The organism is Micromonospora sp. NPDC049047 (assembly GCF_040649135.1).
In the GTDB taxonomy this organism is placed as follows: Bacteria; Actinomycetota; Actinomycetes; order Mycobacteriales; family Micromonosporaceae; genus Micromonospora.
Genome location: NZ_JBEZEY010000007.1, coordinates 159,500 through 175,992, shown reverse-complemented (window position 1 = coordinate 175,992; position 16,493 = coordinate 159,500). Strand labels below are relative to the sequence as shown.

The 16,493-nt window shown below is 72.4% G+C and carries 13 protein-coding genes; 6 read left to right on the top strand and 7 right to left on the bottom strand.

Annotation, left to right across the window (positions count from 1 at the left end; translation table 11 throughout):
- Nucleotides 1-14: 14 nt before the first annotated feature.
- Nucleotides 15-653 carry a septum formation initiator family protein gene (locus AB0B86_RS14115; RefSeq protein ID WP_357418061.1) on the bottom strand — a complete coding sequence of 213 codons (639 nt, stop codon included), beginning with the start codon at nt 651-653 and terminating at the stop codon, nt 15-17.
- A gap of 31 nt (nt 654-684) precedes the next feature.
- Nucleotides 685-1,968 (bottom strand): phosphopyruvate hydratase, encoded by a 1,284-nt coding sequence (eno, locus tag AB0B86_RS14110; RefSeq protein ID WP_357403553.1) that lies wholly within the window; start codon nt 1,966-1,968, stop codon nt 685-687.
- Nucleotides 1,969-2,181: 213 nt separating this feature from the next.
- On the opposite strand from eno, the gene AB0B86_RS14105 reads away from it, so the two are divergent.
- Both AB0B86_RS14105 and AB0B86_RS14100 read left to right on the top strand, forming a co-directional pair.
- Entirely contained in the window at nt 2,182-2,877 is a 696-nt protein-coding gene (locus AB0B86_RS14105; protein WP_357403555.1) for a hypothetical protein, read from the top strand.
- Nucleotides 2,874-3,794, top strand: coding sequence for an NUDIX domain-containing protein (locus AB0B86_RS14100; protein WP_357418058.1), 921 nt, complete (start codon nt 2,874-2,876; stop codon nt 3,792-3,794). The genes AB0B86_RS14105 and AB0B86_RS14100 overlap by 4 nt, the downstream gene beginning before the upstream one ends.
- A 53-nt stretch (nt 3,795-3,847) precedes the next feature.
- On the opposite strand, the gene AB0B86_RS14095 is transcribed toward AB0B86_RS14100, so the two are convergent.
- A complete protein-coding gene (locus tag AB0B86_RS14095) occupies nt 3,848-5,467 on the bottom strand; it encodes a DUF885 domain-containing protein (RefSeq protein WP_357418055.1) in 1,620 nt (539 codons plus the stop codon).
- 216 nt (nt 5,468-5,683) lie between these two features.
- Between AB0B86_RS14095 and AB0B86_RS14090 the strand changes: the two genes are divergently transcribed.
- Nucleotides 5,684-6,127, top strand: a complete 444-nt coding sequence (locus AB0B86_RS14090; protein ID WP_357418053.1) for an SUKH-3 domain-containing protein — start codon at nt 5,684-5,686, stop codon at nt 6,125-6,127.
- Nucleotides 6,128-6,143: 16 nt separating this feature from the next.
- On the opposite strand, the gene AB0B86_RS14085 is transcribed toward AB0B86_RS14090, so the two are convergent.
- The 3 genes from AB0B86_RS14085 to mfd form a co-directional block, all read right to left on the bottom strand.
- On the bottom strand, nt 6,144-7,142 hold the full coding sequence (locus AB0B86_RS14085; protein ID WP_357403563.1) for a nucleoside triphosphate pyrophosphohydrolase: 999 nt from the start codon (nt 7,140-7,142) through the stop codon (nt 6,144-6,146).
- A 2-nt stretch (nt 7,143-7,144) separates the two neighbouring features.
- Nucleotides 7,145-7,951, bottom strand: a complete 807-nt coding sequence (locus tag AB0B86_RS14080; protein WP_357403565.1) for a hypothetical protein — start codon at nt 7,949-7,951, stop codon at nt 7,145-7,147.
- An 80-nt stretch (nt 7,952-8,031) separates the two neighbouring features.
- Complete coding sequence (gene mfd / locus AB0B86_RS14075; protein ID WP_357418051.1) at nt 8,032-11,673, bottom strand: transcription-repair coupling factor; 3,642 nt, start codon at nt 11,671-11,673, stop codon at nt 8,032-8,034.
- 431 nt (nt 11,674-12,104) lie between these two features.
- Between mfd and AB0B86_RS14070 the strand changes: the two genes are divergently transcribed.
- Both AB0B86_RS14070 and AB0B86_RS14065 read left to right on the top strand, forming a co-directional pair.
- On the top strand, nt 12,105-13,019 hold the full coding sequence (locus AB0B86_RS14070) for a cyclase family protein (RefSeq protein ID WP_357418049.1): 915 nt from the start codon (nt 12,105-12,107) through the stop codon (nt 13,017-13,019).
- 32 nt (nt 13,020-13,051) lie between these two features.
- Entirely contained in the window at nt 13,052-13,987 is a 936-nt protein-coding gene (locus tag AB0B86_RS14065) for an AraC family transcriptional regulator (RefSeq protein WP_357403571.1), read from the top strand.
- Between the two features lie 220 nt (nt 13,988-14,207).
- On the opposite strand, the gene AB0B86_RS14060 is transcribed toward AB0B86_RS14065, so the two are convergent.
- Entirely contained in the window at nt 14,208-15,248 is a 1,041-nt protein-coding gene (locus AB0B86_RS14060; protein ID WP_357403573.1) for a S66 peptidase family protein, read from the bottom strand.
- 71 nt (nt 15,249-15,319) lie between these two features.
- On the opposite strand from AB0B86_RS14060, the gene AB0B86_RS14055 reads away from it, so the two are divergent.
- On the top strand, nt 15,320-16,369 hold the full coding sequence (locus tag AB0B86_RS14055; RefSeq protein WP_357403576.1) for a hypothetical protein: 1,050 nt from the start codon (nt 15,320-15,322) through the stop codon (nt 16,367-16,369).
- The last annotated feature ends 124 nt before the right edge of the window (nt 16,370-16,493 follow it).

Below are 16,493 nucleotides of genomic sequence, written 5' to 3'. Positions count from 1 at the left end.
TGCTGATCGGTGGATCACTTGCCCGGCTGTTGGCTGTCCGCCGCCTGCACGCTCGACCAGAGCGTGTCGTACCAGGTCGATGGCCCGGCCGGGGCGGCCGAACCGGCCAATTTCCCGGCGTCCCGGGCGGCGCCCTCCGGGTCGTGCAGCACCACCATCATCTTCTCGCCCGGCGGGCCCAGGAAGAACCGCTCCCGGGCCTGCGTCTTGATGTACGCCGGGTCCTTCCAGTTGGCGGCCTCGGCGGCCAGCTTGGCGATCTCCGCCTCCTGCACCGCCTGGGCCGCCTCCATCCGCTCGATGTCGGCCTGCTGGTCGAGGTAGACCCGGACCGGATAGGTGTAGGCCAGCGCGAGCGCGATCAGGACCGCGAACAGCACTGTGGCCCGACCGGTGAAGCGACGGGGGTGGGGTGCGGTGAGCCGTTTGACGGCACCACCGGCGGCAGTACGCCGAGCGGCGCCCGGACGATTCGCGGAGCGCACGCCCTCGGCGCCCCGGGCAGCACCCGGTGCGCGACCGCCCGCGCGCGGCTCGGCGCGGACGCCGGTCTCGCGGACCGATCCACGGGTGGCCCGGCCACCGCCCGGCCGGCCGGACTGACCCGGCCGGCGGGCGGGACGTTGACCACCCGGTGTGCGGCGCTGCTGCATCGTCACACCCCTCCCCCGAGGCTTCGCGCGCTCAGGCCGAACGGTAGCGCGGGAACGCGCCGGCGCCGGCGTAGCGCGCCGCGTCGGCCAGCTCCTCCTCGATCCGGAGCAGCTGGTTGTACTTCGCGACGCGGTCCGAGCGGGCCGGTGCGCCGGTCTTGATCTGGCCGCAGCCGGTGGCCACCGCCAGGTCGGCGATCGTGGTGTCCTCGGTCTCGCCGGAACGGTGGCTCATCATGCACTTGAAGCCGGCCCGGTGGGCCAGGTCCACCGCGTCCAGGGTCTCGGTGAGCGAACCGATCTGGTTGACCTTGACCAGGACCGCGTTCGCGGACTTCTCCGCGATGCCGCGGGCGATGCGCTGCGGGTTGGTCACGAACAGGTCGTCGCCGACGATCTGCACCCGGTCACCGATCGAGGCGGTGAGCGTCTGCCAGCCACTCCAGTCGTCCTCCGCCAGCGGGTCCTCGATCGACACGATCGGGTAGTCGCCGGCCAGCTTCGTGTAGTAGTTGCTCATGTCCTCGGCGGACTTCGCGGCACCCTCGAAGGTGTACGTGCCGTTGTCGAAGAACTCGGTCGCCGCCACGTCGAGCGCGAACACGATGTCGGTGCCGAGCCGGTAACCGGCCTTCTCGACCGCCTCGGCGATCAGGTCCAGGGCTGCCGCGTTGGTCGGCAGGTTCGGCGCGAAACCACCCTCGTCGCCGAGCCCGGTCGACAGGCCCTTCTTCTTCAGGACCGACTTCAGCGCGTGGTAGACCTCCGCGCCCGAGCGCAGCGCCTCCCGGAAGGTCGGAGCGCCGATCGGCGCGATCATGAACTCCTGGATGTCGACGTTCGAGTCGGCGTGCGCGCCACCGTTGAGGATGTTCATCATCGGCACCGGCAGGAGGTGGGCGTTCGGGCCGCCCAGGTAACGGAAGAGGCTCAGCTCGGCGCTGCCGGCAGCGGCCTTCGCCACCGCCAGGGAGACCCCGAGGATGGCGTTCGCGCCCAGCTCCGACTTGCTGTCCGTGCCGTCGATGTCGAGCATCTTCTGGTCGATCAGCCGCTGCTCGCTGGCCTCGTACCCGATGATCTGGTCGACGATCTTGTCTTCGACGTTGGAGACCGCCTTCTCCACGCCCTTGCCCTGGTAGCGGTCGGCGTCACCGTCGCGCAGCTCGATCGCCTCGAAGGCGCCGGTGGAGGCGCCGGAGGGCACGGCGGCGCGGGCGACCGTGCCGTCGTCCAGGCCGACCTCGACCTCGACCGTCGGGTTGCCCCGCGAGTCGAGGATCTCCCGGGCGACGATTCCCTCGATGGTTGCCACTAAGTCGCTCCTCGTTGTTGTGATCCGGTCCGTGGGTGGGCCGCGACGGTGCGGCTGAGGCAGGTGTTGAACGCAGCGTATCGGGCCGCGCGAACGGGCACGGCGTCGCCCGCGCACCCGACTCGCCCCACGCTGCCGGACATTCCCGGATTTCCGGGCGTCAACCGGCAACGGGTTTGCGCTGCGCGGACCAGATCCACCAGGCTGGTCGGCATGCCCGCCGCCTCGACCACCCTCCGCATGCTCGCCGTGTCGGTCATCGCGTCGCTCACGGTCACCGGCTGTCAGACATTCGAGGACGCCGGAGTCGCCATGGGCCGCTCGGAACTCGTCAACGACCTCGCCGCCCGGCTGGACCGGGCGCTGGAGCTGACCTACTCGGCCGACTACCAACTCCCGGGCGGCCAGAGCGCCGCGATCGTGCAGGCGCAGGATCCGGCCCGGTCCGCGTACACCTATCCGGGCGGGCGACTCACCGTCACCCCGGAGGCGATCACCCGGTGTACGACGACCGGCGCCCGCCCCGAGTGCACGCTCGTCGCCCCGCCGACCCCGGGAAGCAAGCCCACCGTGACGCTCTTCGGTGAGGCCAACCAGCAGGGCCTCGCCACCCCACCGGTGGTGGTCGGGCTGCTGACCGCCGCCGCCCTCGACCCGCAGGCGGTCATCAAGCAGAGCGACAGCACTGTCGCCGGGCACCACGCCGCCTGCGTCGAGGTGCAGGGCTCGTCGTCCGGCGACTTCACCGCCTGCGTGACCACCGAGGGCGTGCTCGGCAGCTTCACCGGCCCGATCGACGGCAAGCCCATGGAGCTCGCGCTGAGCCGCTACACCGAAAGTGTGGACAACAGCGCGTTCGACGTGCCGGCCGGGGCCGGTGTGGTCGACCGCCGGCCGGGCGGCGCGTGACCGGGCCGGCCCTCGGGTCCGCGTCCGCCGCAGCACACGGCGGGCCCGCGTCCGCCACGCCACCCGGCGGGTTCCTGCCCGCCACGCCACCCGGCGGGTTCCTGCCGGGGGCAGACCGGAGCCGGCCGCCGGCCGCCGGTGATCTGGCCCTGCCGGTGACCGGCGCGAAGGTGCTGACCAGCTCCGCCGGCGGGCTGCTGCGGGTCGCTGACCTGCCCGCCGACACCGACTGGGTGCCGCTGGGCACCCTCGAAGGAACACCCGCGTGGGCCACCGACGTGTCCACCGCCGACGAGCTGCCCGGCCGGGCGCGGGGCTGGGCCGCGCTCGCCGGCGAGGTGCCGGAGCCACACGCCACGCTCGCCGGCCGGGCGTTGGCCGTGGTCACCTGGCGGCGTACCCACAGGTGGTGCGGGGCCTGCCGGGCCGAGCTGGCCGACGTCCCCGGCGAGTCGTCCCGGCGCTGCCCCGACTGCGGCCTGTACGTGCCGATGCAGCTCTCCGCAGCGGTGCTTGTCGCGATCACCCGGCCCGGTCCGGCCGGCCAACCCGACGAGCTGCTGCTGGTGCGGCACGCCACCGGACCGACCGGGCTGTGGGCGCTGGTCGCCGGTTTCGTCGAGGCCGGCGAGGCGCTGGAGGCCGCCGCGCACCGCGAGGTCCGCGAGGAAGTCGGGCTGAGCCTCGACCCACCGACCTACTTCGGCAGCCAGCCGTGGGCCCTCTCCGGCCCCGGCGTGCTGCTCGCCGGTTTCACCGCCACCGCCGCCGACCCGCACGCCGAGCCGGTGGTAGACGGGCGGGAGCTGACCGAGGCCCGCTGGTTCGGCCTGGATGCGCTGCCGGCGGAACTGCCGCCCGCGTACTCCATCTCGCGCTGGCTGATCGACGCGACGGTGACCGCCCGGCGGCATTGACCCCGCCGGGCGCGGCGATGTCCGCGCCCGGCGGGCCGATCGGGGCGGGGCGCTCAGAGACCGAGCAGCGTGCGCAGGTGGCGCGGGGGCGGGCAGTCGTGGGCCAGCATCGCGTCGTGCCAGTCGCGGACCGACACCCCGTCCGGGCGGGCCGCGGCGATCTCGGCCATCTCGCTGTACCCGACGAAGTAGGTGGAGAGCTGGGTGGAGGTGAGCAGCGCCCGACGCCACTTGCCGGCCGCCTCGCCCTCCTCCTGGAAACCGCGTTGGGTCATCAGCGCCATCGCCTCGGCCTCGGGCAGGTCCTCGGCGTGCACCAACTGGTCGAGCAACGCGTTGATGGTCATCCGGAGCTGCATCTTGAGTTGCTGCAACCGGACCGGGAGGCCGCCGAAGCCGAGCCCGGCCATCACCTCCTCCGCGTACACCGCCCAGCCCTCGATGAACGGCCCGGACTCGGCCAGGGCCCGGACCCGGGTGGCACCGACGTAGCGGCGGGCGTGGGCGAGCTGGAGGAAGTGCCCCGGCATCGCCTCGTGCACGGTCAGGTTGCGGATCATGTGGTCGTTGTACTCCCGGTAGAACGACTCGACCCGCTGCGCCGACCAGTCCGAGGGGGTCGGCGCGATGCAGTAGAAGGTGGGCACGGGGGCGGTCTCCAGCGGACCTGGCGAGTCGCAGTAGGCCACCGCGACGCCCCTGGCGAACTCCGGCATCTCCTGGATCACGCACCGGTCGTCGACGAGGGTGACCAGGTCGTGCGCGCGGACGAAGTCGGTGGCCTCGTCGAGCGTGCTGCTGGCCAGGTCGACGATGGTCCCGTCGTCCGGGTGCTCGGCGGCGAGCAGGTCGAGTGCCCGGCGGACGGCCGCGTCGTCGGCGGGGCCGCCGACCAGCTCGACGGCCGCCTCCCGGATCTCGGTGGTGACCCGGTCCAGGTTGGCCCAGGCGCGGCGCTGGATCTCGGCGGCGCCCAACTCGGTGTCGAGGGTGTGCCAGAGGCGGGCCTCCCAGCGGCGGCGGCCCAGACGCGGATCACGGCCCGGGGCGGCGTCGGCGGCCAGGCCGGCCCGCAGCCAGGCGACGAACTCCTCAAGCGCGGCGATCGCCGCGGTCGCCGCCGGCTCGACCCGGTCGAGGGTGTGCGGCGCCTGGGCGAGCAGCGCCGGCACCTCGTCGCGGATCAGCGCCGCCGTGCCGGTGAACTGCCCGACCGCCGTCTCGGCGTGGATCCGCGGCATGTCCCGCAGCGTCGCGCGGGCGGTGGCGAGAGCGTCCGGTACGGCGGCGAGTCGACCGGCGAGGCTGGTCAGCCGGACCTCCACCGGCGCGAACGGGCGGGCGAGGAGGGCGTGCAGGAGCGGGCCAGGATTGTGCGCCAGCGGGTCCCACTCGTGGGCCCGCATCTCGGTCGACTCGAACAACCCCCTGTCGACGAGGGAGCTGAGCAGCGCGTGGTCGACCTGCTCGGCGAGGTCCAGAGCAGCGGGATCGATGTCGGAGAGCGCGTCGGCGGCCTCCTTGAGCATCGCCCGGTCGGCGGCGACCCCGTCGGCGGAGAGGTCCGGCAGTCGGTCGTCGTAACTGTGGTCCCCCACGGAGGTGGCGAGGCCGGGCCGGCTCTCCAACACCGCGTCGACGATCCGCTCAGCCAAAGGCACGAAGGACTCCATGCCCCGACCCTAGACGGCACCTCTGACCCGATCCGCCGCAGCAACCCCCGGTACGTCCGGTCGAGCGGTCGGCCACCGGCACGGGGCTGACTGGTCCGCCGGTTGTGGATAGCCTCATCCACCGGCGACGTCAGGTCGGCTGCGGAGCGGGTGGACGCGCTGATCCAGCAGGTGAGCGTCGCTCTCCGAGGTACCGGATCGCAGAAGGGGCGGGCGATGGCCGAGGCACACGACTGGGCGTCGGAGGTCGTCGCGCACCTGACCGCCGCCGGCTGGCGGCCCGACCGGCAGATCGACCTGCGCGACTGGGCTCGGCAACTGGCCGATGGCAGTGGCTTCCACCTGCATGCCGCGGCAGCGCGCTTCCTCGGCGAGTTCGGCGGGCTCAACGTGCCCCAACGCCGTGACCGCGGGCAGGACGTCGCCTCGGTCACCTTCGAGCTGGATCCCCGCAACGGCGCGGGCCGCCGGGACTGGTTCCGTGCTCTCGGCTGCCCGGCTCACGGGGTGCTCTACCCGATCGGTGACGCCGGTGGCGGGCACGCCATCCTCGCCATCGACGAGGACTCCACGGTGTTCATGCTCTTCGGCACCGAGTGCCGGCGGATCGGCACCGGCCCGGAGGCGGTCGCCAACCTGGTGACCGGACGACGCCCCTGAGCCGCCCGCCGCCAGGTCAGGGGGCGGGGAGATCCGGCGGCGGTGAGTCGGATTCGGCGGCGCGCACGGCCTCGGCGTAGGCGAGGGTGGCGCGGCGAAGGGCCGCCTCCGGGTCGATTCCCGCCTCACGGGCTGCCGCGACAGTCGCCAGCAGGCTGGCGCCCAGCCGCGCTTCCGGGTCCACCTGGCTGTCGGCAAGTGGCGGCGGGACCGCTCGACCGGCGCGGGCGGCGCGGGCCAGGATCTGCGCGGCAAGGGCCAGCGCGGGCTGGCTCAGGGCCACCCCGTCCAGCACCGAACTCCGTGCCTTCTCCGCCCGCTTGATCCGCTCCCAGTTCTCGGTGATCTCCTCGAGCGTGCCCGCCTGCGCCCCGGCGAAGACGTGCGGGTTGCGCCTGATCATCTTGTCGACCAGGCCACCCGCCACGTCGTCGATGGTCCACCGCTCGTCCTCGGGCAACTCCTCGGCGAGCCGCGCGTGCAGGACCACCTGCAACAGCACGTCGCCCAACTCCTCGCGCAGCGCGTCGGTGTCGTCGGCGCTTATCGCGTCGTACGCCTCGTAACTCTCCTCAAGCAGGTAACCGGCGAGGCTGCGGTGCGTCTGCGCCCGCTTCCACGGGTCGCCACCCGGTGAGGCGAGTCGGTCCAGCACGGCCACCGCGTCGAGCAGCCGGGCGCCCGGCGGGTCCCACGAGCCGTACATCAACTCCATCTCGGCCAACCCGGGCTGCCGGGCCAGCCGCAGACCCAACTCGCGGGCCAGCGCCTCGTCACCCGCGGGGCCGGCCAACCACACAGCAGTGCCGTGGGTGGCCACCGCGTCCAGCAGCGGCTGCGTCGCCGGACCGTCCACCACTGTGACCTCGGCGCCCGCCTGGCGCACGGCCGTGGCCAACTCGCTCTCCGCGCCGGTCAACACCGGGTGCTGGCGTACGACGTCCCAGGCCGCGGAGGTCAACAGGCCGGCCGGCAACCGGGGTGAGGTGACAAGCAGGACGATCCGTGCCGTCATGCTCAGCTGGCCGTGCCCTGGTCCGGCGCCGGGCCATCGGCACTCGGGGAGCCGGTCGACGGCACCGCTTCGGGGGTGGAGATGTCGGTGACCGGACCGTCCTCGTTGATGTAGGGCAGTGAGTAGAAGACCGGCGTCTGGCCCTTGTTCACAGTCGACGGCACCCCGACCGCCCGGAAGCGCGGGTTGATCGAGACCTTGGCCCGGGTCGCCTCTTCTTCGAGCACGGCGCTCAACGCGGTGGCGCTGCGGACGAAACCACCGTCGCCGAACGCCTGGCGGACGTCGCTCACCGGCATTCCGGCCGGGATCGCGTCGACCTTCACCAGGGCGTCGTAGACGGCCATCAGCGATTCGTCGCTCAGCTCGGCCGGTGGCAGCTGCTGGCTGAGCACCGCGGACAGGTCTGCCCACTCGGCCCAGAGCTTCGCGTACTCGGTGGTCGCCGGCACCCGCAGGCTCTGCTCGATCTGCTCTGCGGTGATCTGGTCGGTCACCTGCACGTTCTTCGCCGCCACCACCCGCTTGCCCAGGTCCAGGCTGATGAGCAGGTCGACCACGTCCTGCCGGGTGACGGTGGAGCGCAACTGCTCCGGCGACGGCGTCGCCCCCGCCTGAGCACCCTGCTGCCGGACCGCGTCGCCGTACTTCGCCTGCACATCGGCGTAGATCGCGTCGACCCGCTTCAACGAGTAGGTGGTGTCACCGACGTACGCGGCGACGTCCGGCGCGGACCTGCCGCAGGCGGCGAGGGAGAGGACACCCAGCGCCGCGACGCTGGCGGCGACGATCACACGACGAGCACGCATGCCCGTCACTCTCTCATGCCCTCGTCCGTGCTGTGACGGCCCCCACCGCAACCCGGCCCCACCTCATCCCGGCCCCCACCTCATCCCGCCGCGACGGCGAGCGGGGCGGGGGCACCCAGCACATCGGAGAGCAACTGCGCGCACCACTGGAGCAGCGCCTGGTCACGCAGCGGCTCGCCACCGACCCGACGGGTGCTCGGGCGGGGCACGCTCACCTGGTCGGTGGCCAGCTTGTAGACGGCGTCCGGGTGGTAGCGCTTGAGCCGCAGCTGCTTCGAATCCGGCAACGGCAGCGGGCCGAACCGGACGTGCTTGCCCTGCATTGACACGTCGGTGAGGCCGTACCGGCGGGCCAGCAGGCGGAACCGGGCCACCTCCACCAGGTTCTGCACCGGGGCCGGCGGCTCGCCGTACCTGTCGGTCATCTCGGCGACCACCTCGCCCAGCCGCTCCTCGTCGCGGGCCTCGGCCAGCTTGCGGTACATCTCCAGGCGCAGCCGTTCCACGCTCACGTAGTCGTGCGGCAGGTGCGCGTCGATCGGCAGGTCGATCTTGACGTCCGGCTCGTCCTCCGACCGCTCACCCTTGAACGCGGAGACCGCCTCGCCGACCATCCGCACGTACAGGTCGAAGCCGACGCCCTCGATGTGCCCGGACTGCTCGCCGCCGAGCAGGTTGCCGGCGCCCCGGATCTCCAGGTCCTTCATCGCCACGTACATGCCGGCGCCCAACTCGGTGTGCTGGGCGATGGTCGCCAGCCGCTCGTGGGCGTGTTCGGTGAGCGGCTTCTCCGGCGGGTAGAGGAAGTACGCGTACGCCCGCTCCCGACCCCGGCCGACCCGGCCCCGGATCTGGTGCAGTTGGGCCAGGCCGAGCAGGTCGGCCCGCTCCACGATCAGGGTGTTGGCGTTCGGGATGTCGATGCCCGACTCCACGATCGTCGTGCAGACCAGGACGTCGAACTCCTTCTCCCAGAAGCCGACCATCACCTTCTCCAGGGCCTCTTCGCTCATCTGGCCGTGCGCCACGGCGACTCGCGCCTCGGGCACCAGCTCCCGCAGCCGCCGCGCCGCCCGGTCGATCGACTCGACCCGGTTGTGCAGGTAGAAGACCTGCCCGTCACGGAGCAACTCACGGTGGATGGACGCCGCCACCTGCCGGTCGTCCTGCGCGCCCACGAAGGTCAGCACCGGGTGCCGCTCCTCCGGCGGGGTGGCGATAGTGGACATCTCCCGGATGCCGGTGATGGCCATCTCCAGGGTGCGCGGGATCGGGGTGGCCGACATGCTCAGCACGTCGACGGACGCGCGCAGCGTCTTCAGGTGCTCCTTGTGCTCGACACCGAAGCGCTGCTCCTCGTCGACGATCACCAGCCCGAGCTGCTTGAACCGGGTGGCCGTCTGCAACAGCCGGTGGGTGCCGATGACGATGTCGACGGTGCCGTCGGCGACCATCTCCAGCGTCCGCTCGGTCTCCTTCGGGGTCTGGAACCGCGACAGTTGCCGGATCTGCACCGGGAACTGGCTCATCCGCTCGGCGAACGTGTTGTAGTGCTGCTGCACCAGCAGCGTGGTCGGCACCAGCACCGCCACCTGCTTGCCGTCCTGCACCGCCTTGAACGCCGCCCGGACCGCGATCTCGGTCTTGCCGTAGCCGACGTCGCCGCAGATCAGCCGGTCCATCGGGACGGTCTGCTCCATGTCCCGCTTGACCTCGTCGATCGCGGCGAGCTGGTCCGGCGTCTCCTGCCACGGGAACGCGTCCTCCAGCTCCCGCTGCCACGGCGTGTCCGGGCCGAACGAGTGGCCCTTGGACGCCTTGCGGGCGGCGTACAGCTGGATGAGCTGGGCGGCGATCTCCCGGACCGCCTTGCGGGCGCGGGCCTTGGACTTCTGCCAGTCCGAGCCGCCCATCTTGTGCAGGGTCGGCTGCTCGCCGCCGACGTAGCGGGAGAGCTGGTCGAGCTGGTCGGTCGGCACGAACAGCCGGTCGCCCGGCTGACCCCGCTTGCTCGCCGCGTACTCGATGACCAGGTATTCGCGGCTGGCGCCGTTGACGGTGCGCTGCACCAACTCGACGTACCGGCCGATGCCGTGCTGCTCGTGCACCACGTGGTCGCCGGCCTTCAACTCCAGCGGGTCGATGGTGTTGCGCCGCCGGCTCGGCATCTTGCGCATGTCCCGCGTCGAGGTGCCCCGACCGCCTGTCACGTCGTTGCCGGTGAGCAGCACGAAGCGGGATGCCTCGTCGACGAACCCGCTGCTCAGCGCGCCGCAGGTGACCACCAGCTCGCCGGGGGCGGGTGCGGTCGGCACCTCCTCGGTCAACCGGGCACCCAGCCCGGCGTCGCGCAGCACCTCCACCGCCCGTTGGGCGGGGCCGTGCCCCTCGAACACCAGCGCGATCGACCAGCCCTCGCCGGCCCAGCGCTTGAGGTCGTCGACCACCCGCGAGGTCTCACCGTGATAGAGCGGCGCCGGCTGGGCGGACAGGGTCACCGCGATGGCGTCGTCCGGGGTTACGGCGGCCTGCTCCGGCGCGTCCTCCCAGGGCTGCCGCGTCTCGGCGGTCTCCCCCTCCACCAGACCGAACGGGGACAGCGTCCACCATGGCTGGCCGAGCTTGCCCGCGGCGGCGCGTACCTCGCCGAGGGTGCGGAAGGCGGCGGCGCCGACGTCCACCGGGGCTTGACCGCCGACCGCGGCGGCGGCCCAGCTGGCCTGCAGGAACTCCTCCGAGGTACGCACCAGGTCGTGCGCCCTGGTGCGGATCCGCTCCGGGTCGCACAGCAGCACGTGGGTGCCGGCCGGCATGGCGTCCAGCAGCAGCTCAAGTGAGTCGGGGCCGACAAGCACCGGAGCGAGGGACTCCATCCCCTCCACCGGGATGCCCTCGGCCAGCTTGTCCAGGATCTCGGCCAGCTCGGGGTGCTGCTCGGCGAGCGCGGCGGCCCGCTCCCGCACCGCCGGGGTCAGCAGCAGCTCCCGGCAGGGCGGCGCCCACAGCAGCGGCACCTGCTCGATGGTGCGCTGGTCGGCGACGGCGAAGGTGCGGATCTCCTCCACCTCGTCGCCCCAGAACTCGACCCGGGACGGGTGCTCGTCGGTCGGCGGGAAGACGTCCAGGATGCCGCCGCGCACCGCGAACTCACCGCGCTTGGTGACCAGGTCGACCCGGGCGTACGCCATGTCGACAAGGCGGTGGGCGACCTCTTCGAGGTCGGCCTCCTCGCCTGCGGCGAGCTGCACCGGCTCCAGGTCGCCGAGCCCCTTGAGCTGCGGTTGGAGCAGCGAACGAATCGGGGCCACGACCACCCGCAGCGGCCCGGTGCCGCCGTGCGCGTCTGTCGACTCCGGGTGCGCCAGGCGGCGCAGCACGGCCAGCCGTCGACCCACCGTGTCGGAGCGGGGCGAGAGCCGCTCGTGCGGCAGCGTCTCCCAGGAGGGGAAGACCACCACCTGGTCGGCCGGCAGCAGCCCACCCAGGGCGGCGGCCAGGTCGTCGGCCTCGCGGGTGGTGGCGGTAACGGCCAGCACCGGTCGCCCGGCCCCACCCGCGGTGCCGTCAGGGTCGGCCGCGACGGCGGCGACCGCGAACGGGCGCAACGCCGCCGGAGCGGTGATGTCGAGGCCGTCGACCTGGGCGGCACCGGAGCGCGCCAGGTCACGCGCCCGGGTCAGCCCGGGGTCGGCCAGGGCGGCGGAGAACAGACCGGTGAGCAAGGGAATCCTTCCAGGGAGCCGACGCACACGACGGCGGCCCCTCGTCCAGCCGGACGGGGGGTGCACGACTACAAGCCTATCCCCGTCCACCGACACCCACCCCCTTCCGCCCAGGTCCGCCACGCGCCGAACGCAACGCCCCGCCCCGCGCGTCCCGTCGCCCCGTCGCCCCGCCGCCCCGCCGTGCCCCGTGCCCCACGCCCCACGCCCCACGCCCCACGCCCCACGCCCCACGCCATGATCGTGCTCAATCCTGGATGTAGTGGCCTCGCCGACGCGTCGTCACCACTACTTCCTGGTTCTTGCGCGATCTTGGGGGCGGGACGACCTTCGGCCGAGCATCCCGGCGCACGAAGCCCGCCGACCGTGGCCCCAGCCATCATCGACGCGCGGATCTTGACCGCCGCCGGTCAGCGTGTTCGGGTTGGGGGATGAGTGAGCAGTGGCGGGCACAGTTCGACGCGGAGGTGAGCTTCGCCAACGGCGGAGGGCTGCGTACCGAGGGATTCCGGCTGGACATCCCGGGGCGGGAGATCACCGACGAAGACCTGGCGGCGTTGTTCGTCAGGCATCTCGGGTTGCTGATGGTCGCCGAGGTCCGGATCAGCGAAAAGTCGATCATTCAGGAGCCGCACAAGGGTGGCCGGGGCGTGACGGTCGATCAGCCCACTCCCGGCCGCAGACTGGTCGAGCTGAGCCACGTGATCAGCGAAGGGATGACGACCCTGCCCGGTTGGCCCGGCCCCCGGATCACCGACTGGCTGACCTTCGCGGCGTCCCGGGACCGGTACGCGCCGGGCACCGAGTTCCACGTCGCGCGGATCGACCTGCTCGCCAACACCGGCACGTACGTGGACACTCCCGCCCACCGCTGGTCCGGTGCCGACGACCTGACCGGGATGTCGCTGGACCGCCTCGCCGACCTACCTGGGGTGGTGGTCCGGGTGCCGGCCGGCACCCGAGCGGTGGATCGGCTGATGCTCGCCCCGTACGAGGTGACCGGGCGCGCGGTGCTGCTGCACACCGGGTGGGATGCGCACTTCGGCACCGAGCGGTACGGCGCGCCGGAGGCGCCGTACCTGACCGGGGACGCCGCCCGGGCGCTGGCCGACGCGGGTGCGGCACTGGTCGGCATCGACTCGATCAACATCGACGACATGACCCCGGCGGCCGGCGGCGAACGCCCCGCGCACAGCACGCTGCTCGCCGCCGGCATCCCGATCGTGGAGCACCTGACCGGCCTGGACGCGCTGCCGCCGACCGGCTTCCGGTTCACCGCGGCCCCGCCGATGGTGGCCGGTATGGGCACCTTCCCGGTCCGCGCCTTCGCCGTCCTCAACCCCTGACGCCGCCCAACCCCCAACCGTCAGGAGGAACGATGCCCGCCGAGGGAGTCGGCAGTGATCCGCGTCGCCGTACCACCCCCGCCCGGTGGCGGGTCCTGGGTCATCCCCCCGGGATGCTGATCTACCAGGTGCGGTGCATCGTCGAGAACCACGGCTGGACGGAGCCGGCCGCGGTGGGCCGTCACCAGGTCCTGCTGGGGCGCTCCGGGGTGTACCGGCGCCGGCTCAACGGTCACGTCGAGTTGTCCGATGCCACGTCGGTGCTGCTGACCCGCCCCGGTGACGAGCTGTCCGTCGCGCACCCCTTCGGGTGCGGTGACTCGTACACCTGCCTGGAGATCGATCCGACGGTGCTGGCGGAACGGTCGGACGCGGCGGGTTGGCTGCGCAAGGACGGCTGGTCCGGTGCCTCGGACGCCGCGCTGGACCTCGCGCACCGGCTGTTGGTCGCCGAGTTCCGGCGTGGGGTGGACGGCTTCGAGATGGCCGAGCGGCTGCATCGGTTCCTGGCGCACCTGCTGCGGCACAGTGCCCTCGGCACCGACACGGCGGGCGACGAGGTCGATCGTTCGGTACGTCGGCGGCCGGCGACGCTCGCCGCGCACCGGCGGCTTGCCGATCGGGCCCGGGAGGTGCTGGCGGGCTCGGACTACACGCTCGGCCTGAACGAGGTGGCCCGGGAGGTCGGCAGCTCACCGCACCACCTCAGCCGGGTGTTCCAGCGGATGACCGGCAGCAGTCTGACCGCCTACCGCAACCGGCTTCGGGTGCGGGAGGTGCTGGACACTCTCGCCGAGCCGGACGGACGTCCGCTCGGTGCGCTCGCCAACGAGTACGGGTTCGCCGACCAGGCGCACCTGACCCGGGTGGTCAGGGAGCAGGTGGGCCACCCGCCGGCCCGGCTGCGCCGCCTGCTCACGCCGTCCGCGGAGGGAGCCCGAGCGGGACGAGCGACCACGAAGGCGTGACCGCGTCCGCGGGAGGTCTCGCGGCTCGACACCGCGCGACCTCCGCCCGAACGGTCGCACCGGAGGGCCGGCCGGGAGTCGGGCCTCCCCGAAAAGGTCCGCGTACCCGGCTTCGACACCCACCCACGTGGACGCCCTCCGAACCGACGTGAACCATCTTCGAATCGCGGGGGCGTCCCGGTCTTGAAGAAAATTGCGCGAACGCCGGGCGCGGCCGGTGTCAGTAGCGCACCGAGATCCGGCGCTCGACGGCGTCCACCCGGATCTCCCCTCCGTACGGGACGATGACCTGCGGGTCGGTGTGGCCGAGGTCGACGTCGAAGACCACCACCGCGTCGGCGTTGTACGGCGTGAGCGCCCGCGTGATCGCCTCCCGTTGCGCCTCGCCCCACGCCTGTCGTTCCGGCACCGTCAGCGGCTTGCCGAAGTCCCACGCCTTGGGGCGGCCGACCAGGACGGCGGGGAAGGCGGCGAGCAGGCCCCGCTCCCCCATGTTCCGCACGATCCGGAACACCTCCTGGGCGCTCGGCATCTCCTGGGAGGTCTCGATGACCAGCACAGACCCGGTCAGTTCGGCGGCGGTCGGCACCCGGTCGGCGGCCGACAGCCAGTGCAGGATCTCCAGGTTGCCGCCCCAGGTGCGTCCCCGCACCACCCGTTGCGGCCCCTGCCAGCGCCAACCCTCGCCGGGCAGCATCTCCGGCTCGTACGCCAGCGTCTCCGGCTCGGTCCACGGGTTCGGCCGGTCACCCCATTCCCGGGCGGGCGTCAGCTCGTACCAGTCGCTGCTGAACAGGGCCGCGCGCAGCGACGCGAAGGTCAACGGGTGCGGTGCGCCCGGCCGACCGAGGTGCACCAGCACCGATCCGCCGTGGTAGGCGACGATGCCCAGCCGGTACAGGTGGTTGAGCACGTTGGTGTTGTCGGAGTAGCCGAAGTAGGGCTTGGGGTTGGCCCGCAGCACGTCGTCGTCGAGGTGCGGGGTGACCGTGATCAGGTCGTCGCCGCCGACCGTGGCGAGCACGGCGGTGATGCTCGGGTCGGCGAACGCGGCGGTCAGGTCGCGGGCCCGGTCGCGCGGGTCCGCACCGATGGCCCGGGTCGTCGGGTACTCCACCGGCTCCAGGCCGAACTCGTCGCGCAGGCGGCGCACTCCCAACTCGTACACGTGCGGGAAGAGTCCCGGCAGGCCGGCGGAGGGTGAGACGACCGCGACCCGGTCGCCCGGCCGTGGTTTCGGTGGATAGATCGGTGTCCCCATGATCGAAGGCTAACCACCCGGCCAACCGGTTTCGGTCCTGCCGTTCACCGAACGGACATTAGGCTCCTCATGTGGATGAAGCACCGCAAAGGCCCGACCGTGACTGGGCGCCGCGCAGCATCGGGCTGCTCATCGGCACGCTCGCGCTGGCCACCGCGTTCATCGCGGCCTACGTCGGGGCACTGCACAAACCCACACCCCACGACCTGCCGATCGGCGTCGTCGCCGGCGACCAACGCGCGCGGGCGACGCTCGACGCCGTGCGCGAGCAGACCGACATCCTCGAACCCATCGAGTACGACGACCCGCCCGCCGCCGAGCACGGCCTGCTCAGCCGGGCGGTGTACGCCGTGCTCAGCAGCGGCCCCGACAACGGCCTGCGCCTCACCGTCGCGAGCGCCTCCGGCCCCTCGGCCACCAGCGCGATCAGGGAGGTCCTCAGCACCGCGGCCACCCGCGCCGGCACCCCGTTGCAGGTCGTCGACCAGGTGCCGGTCACCCCGGACGACCCGCGCGGGGTGGTGCCCTTCTACCTGAACGTCGGGTACGTACTCGGCGGCTACCTGGCCTCGACGGTGCTCGGGATCTCCGCAGGCACCACCCCACGGACGGCGCGTCGGGCGGGCCTCCGCATCGCCGCCCTGGCGGTCTACAGCGTGCTGCTCGGCATCGCCGGCGCGATAGTGGTCGGGCCGGTGTTGGACATCTGGCAGCACGACGTACCGACGATCGCCGCTGTCGGCGCGCTGGCCGTCTTCGCCGCCGCGATGTTCGCCAGCGCCATCCAGGGTTGGCTCGGCGTCGCGGGCACCGCGCTGGTCATCCTGTTGCTGGTGGTGCTCGGCAACCCCGGCTCCGGTGGCATCTACGCGCCGGAGTTCCTGCCCGGGGTGCTGCGCGGCATGCACCGCTGGAACATCCCCGGGCTCGCCAACGACCTGACCAAGGCGGCTGTGTACTTCGACTGGCGGTCCGCCGGCTGGCCCGCGACCGCCCTCGCGCTCTGGACGGCGCTCGGCATCGTCGGGTTGGTCAGCGCCAGCGTCGTCCGCGGTCGCCGGGCCGCCGCCCACCACGGATCGCCCCGTCCGGACGCCGCTGCCAACCGGCACGGTGGTTGAGATCACGCCCGAAAACGCCGCCTCGGCGACAGTGGATCACCAGGGGGCCCTCCAGACACCCGGTGCGCGCGGATACCATCCAGTAAGTCGGACAGCGCTGTCCTTCGTAACCACGTGAGGGAGC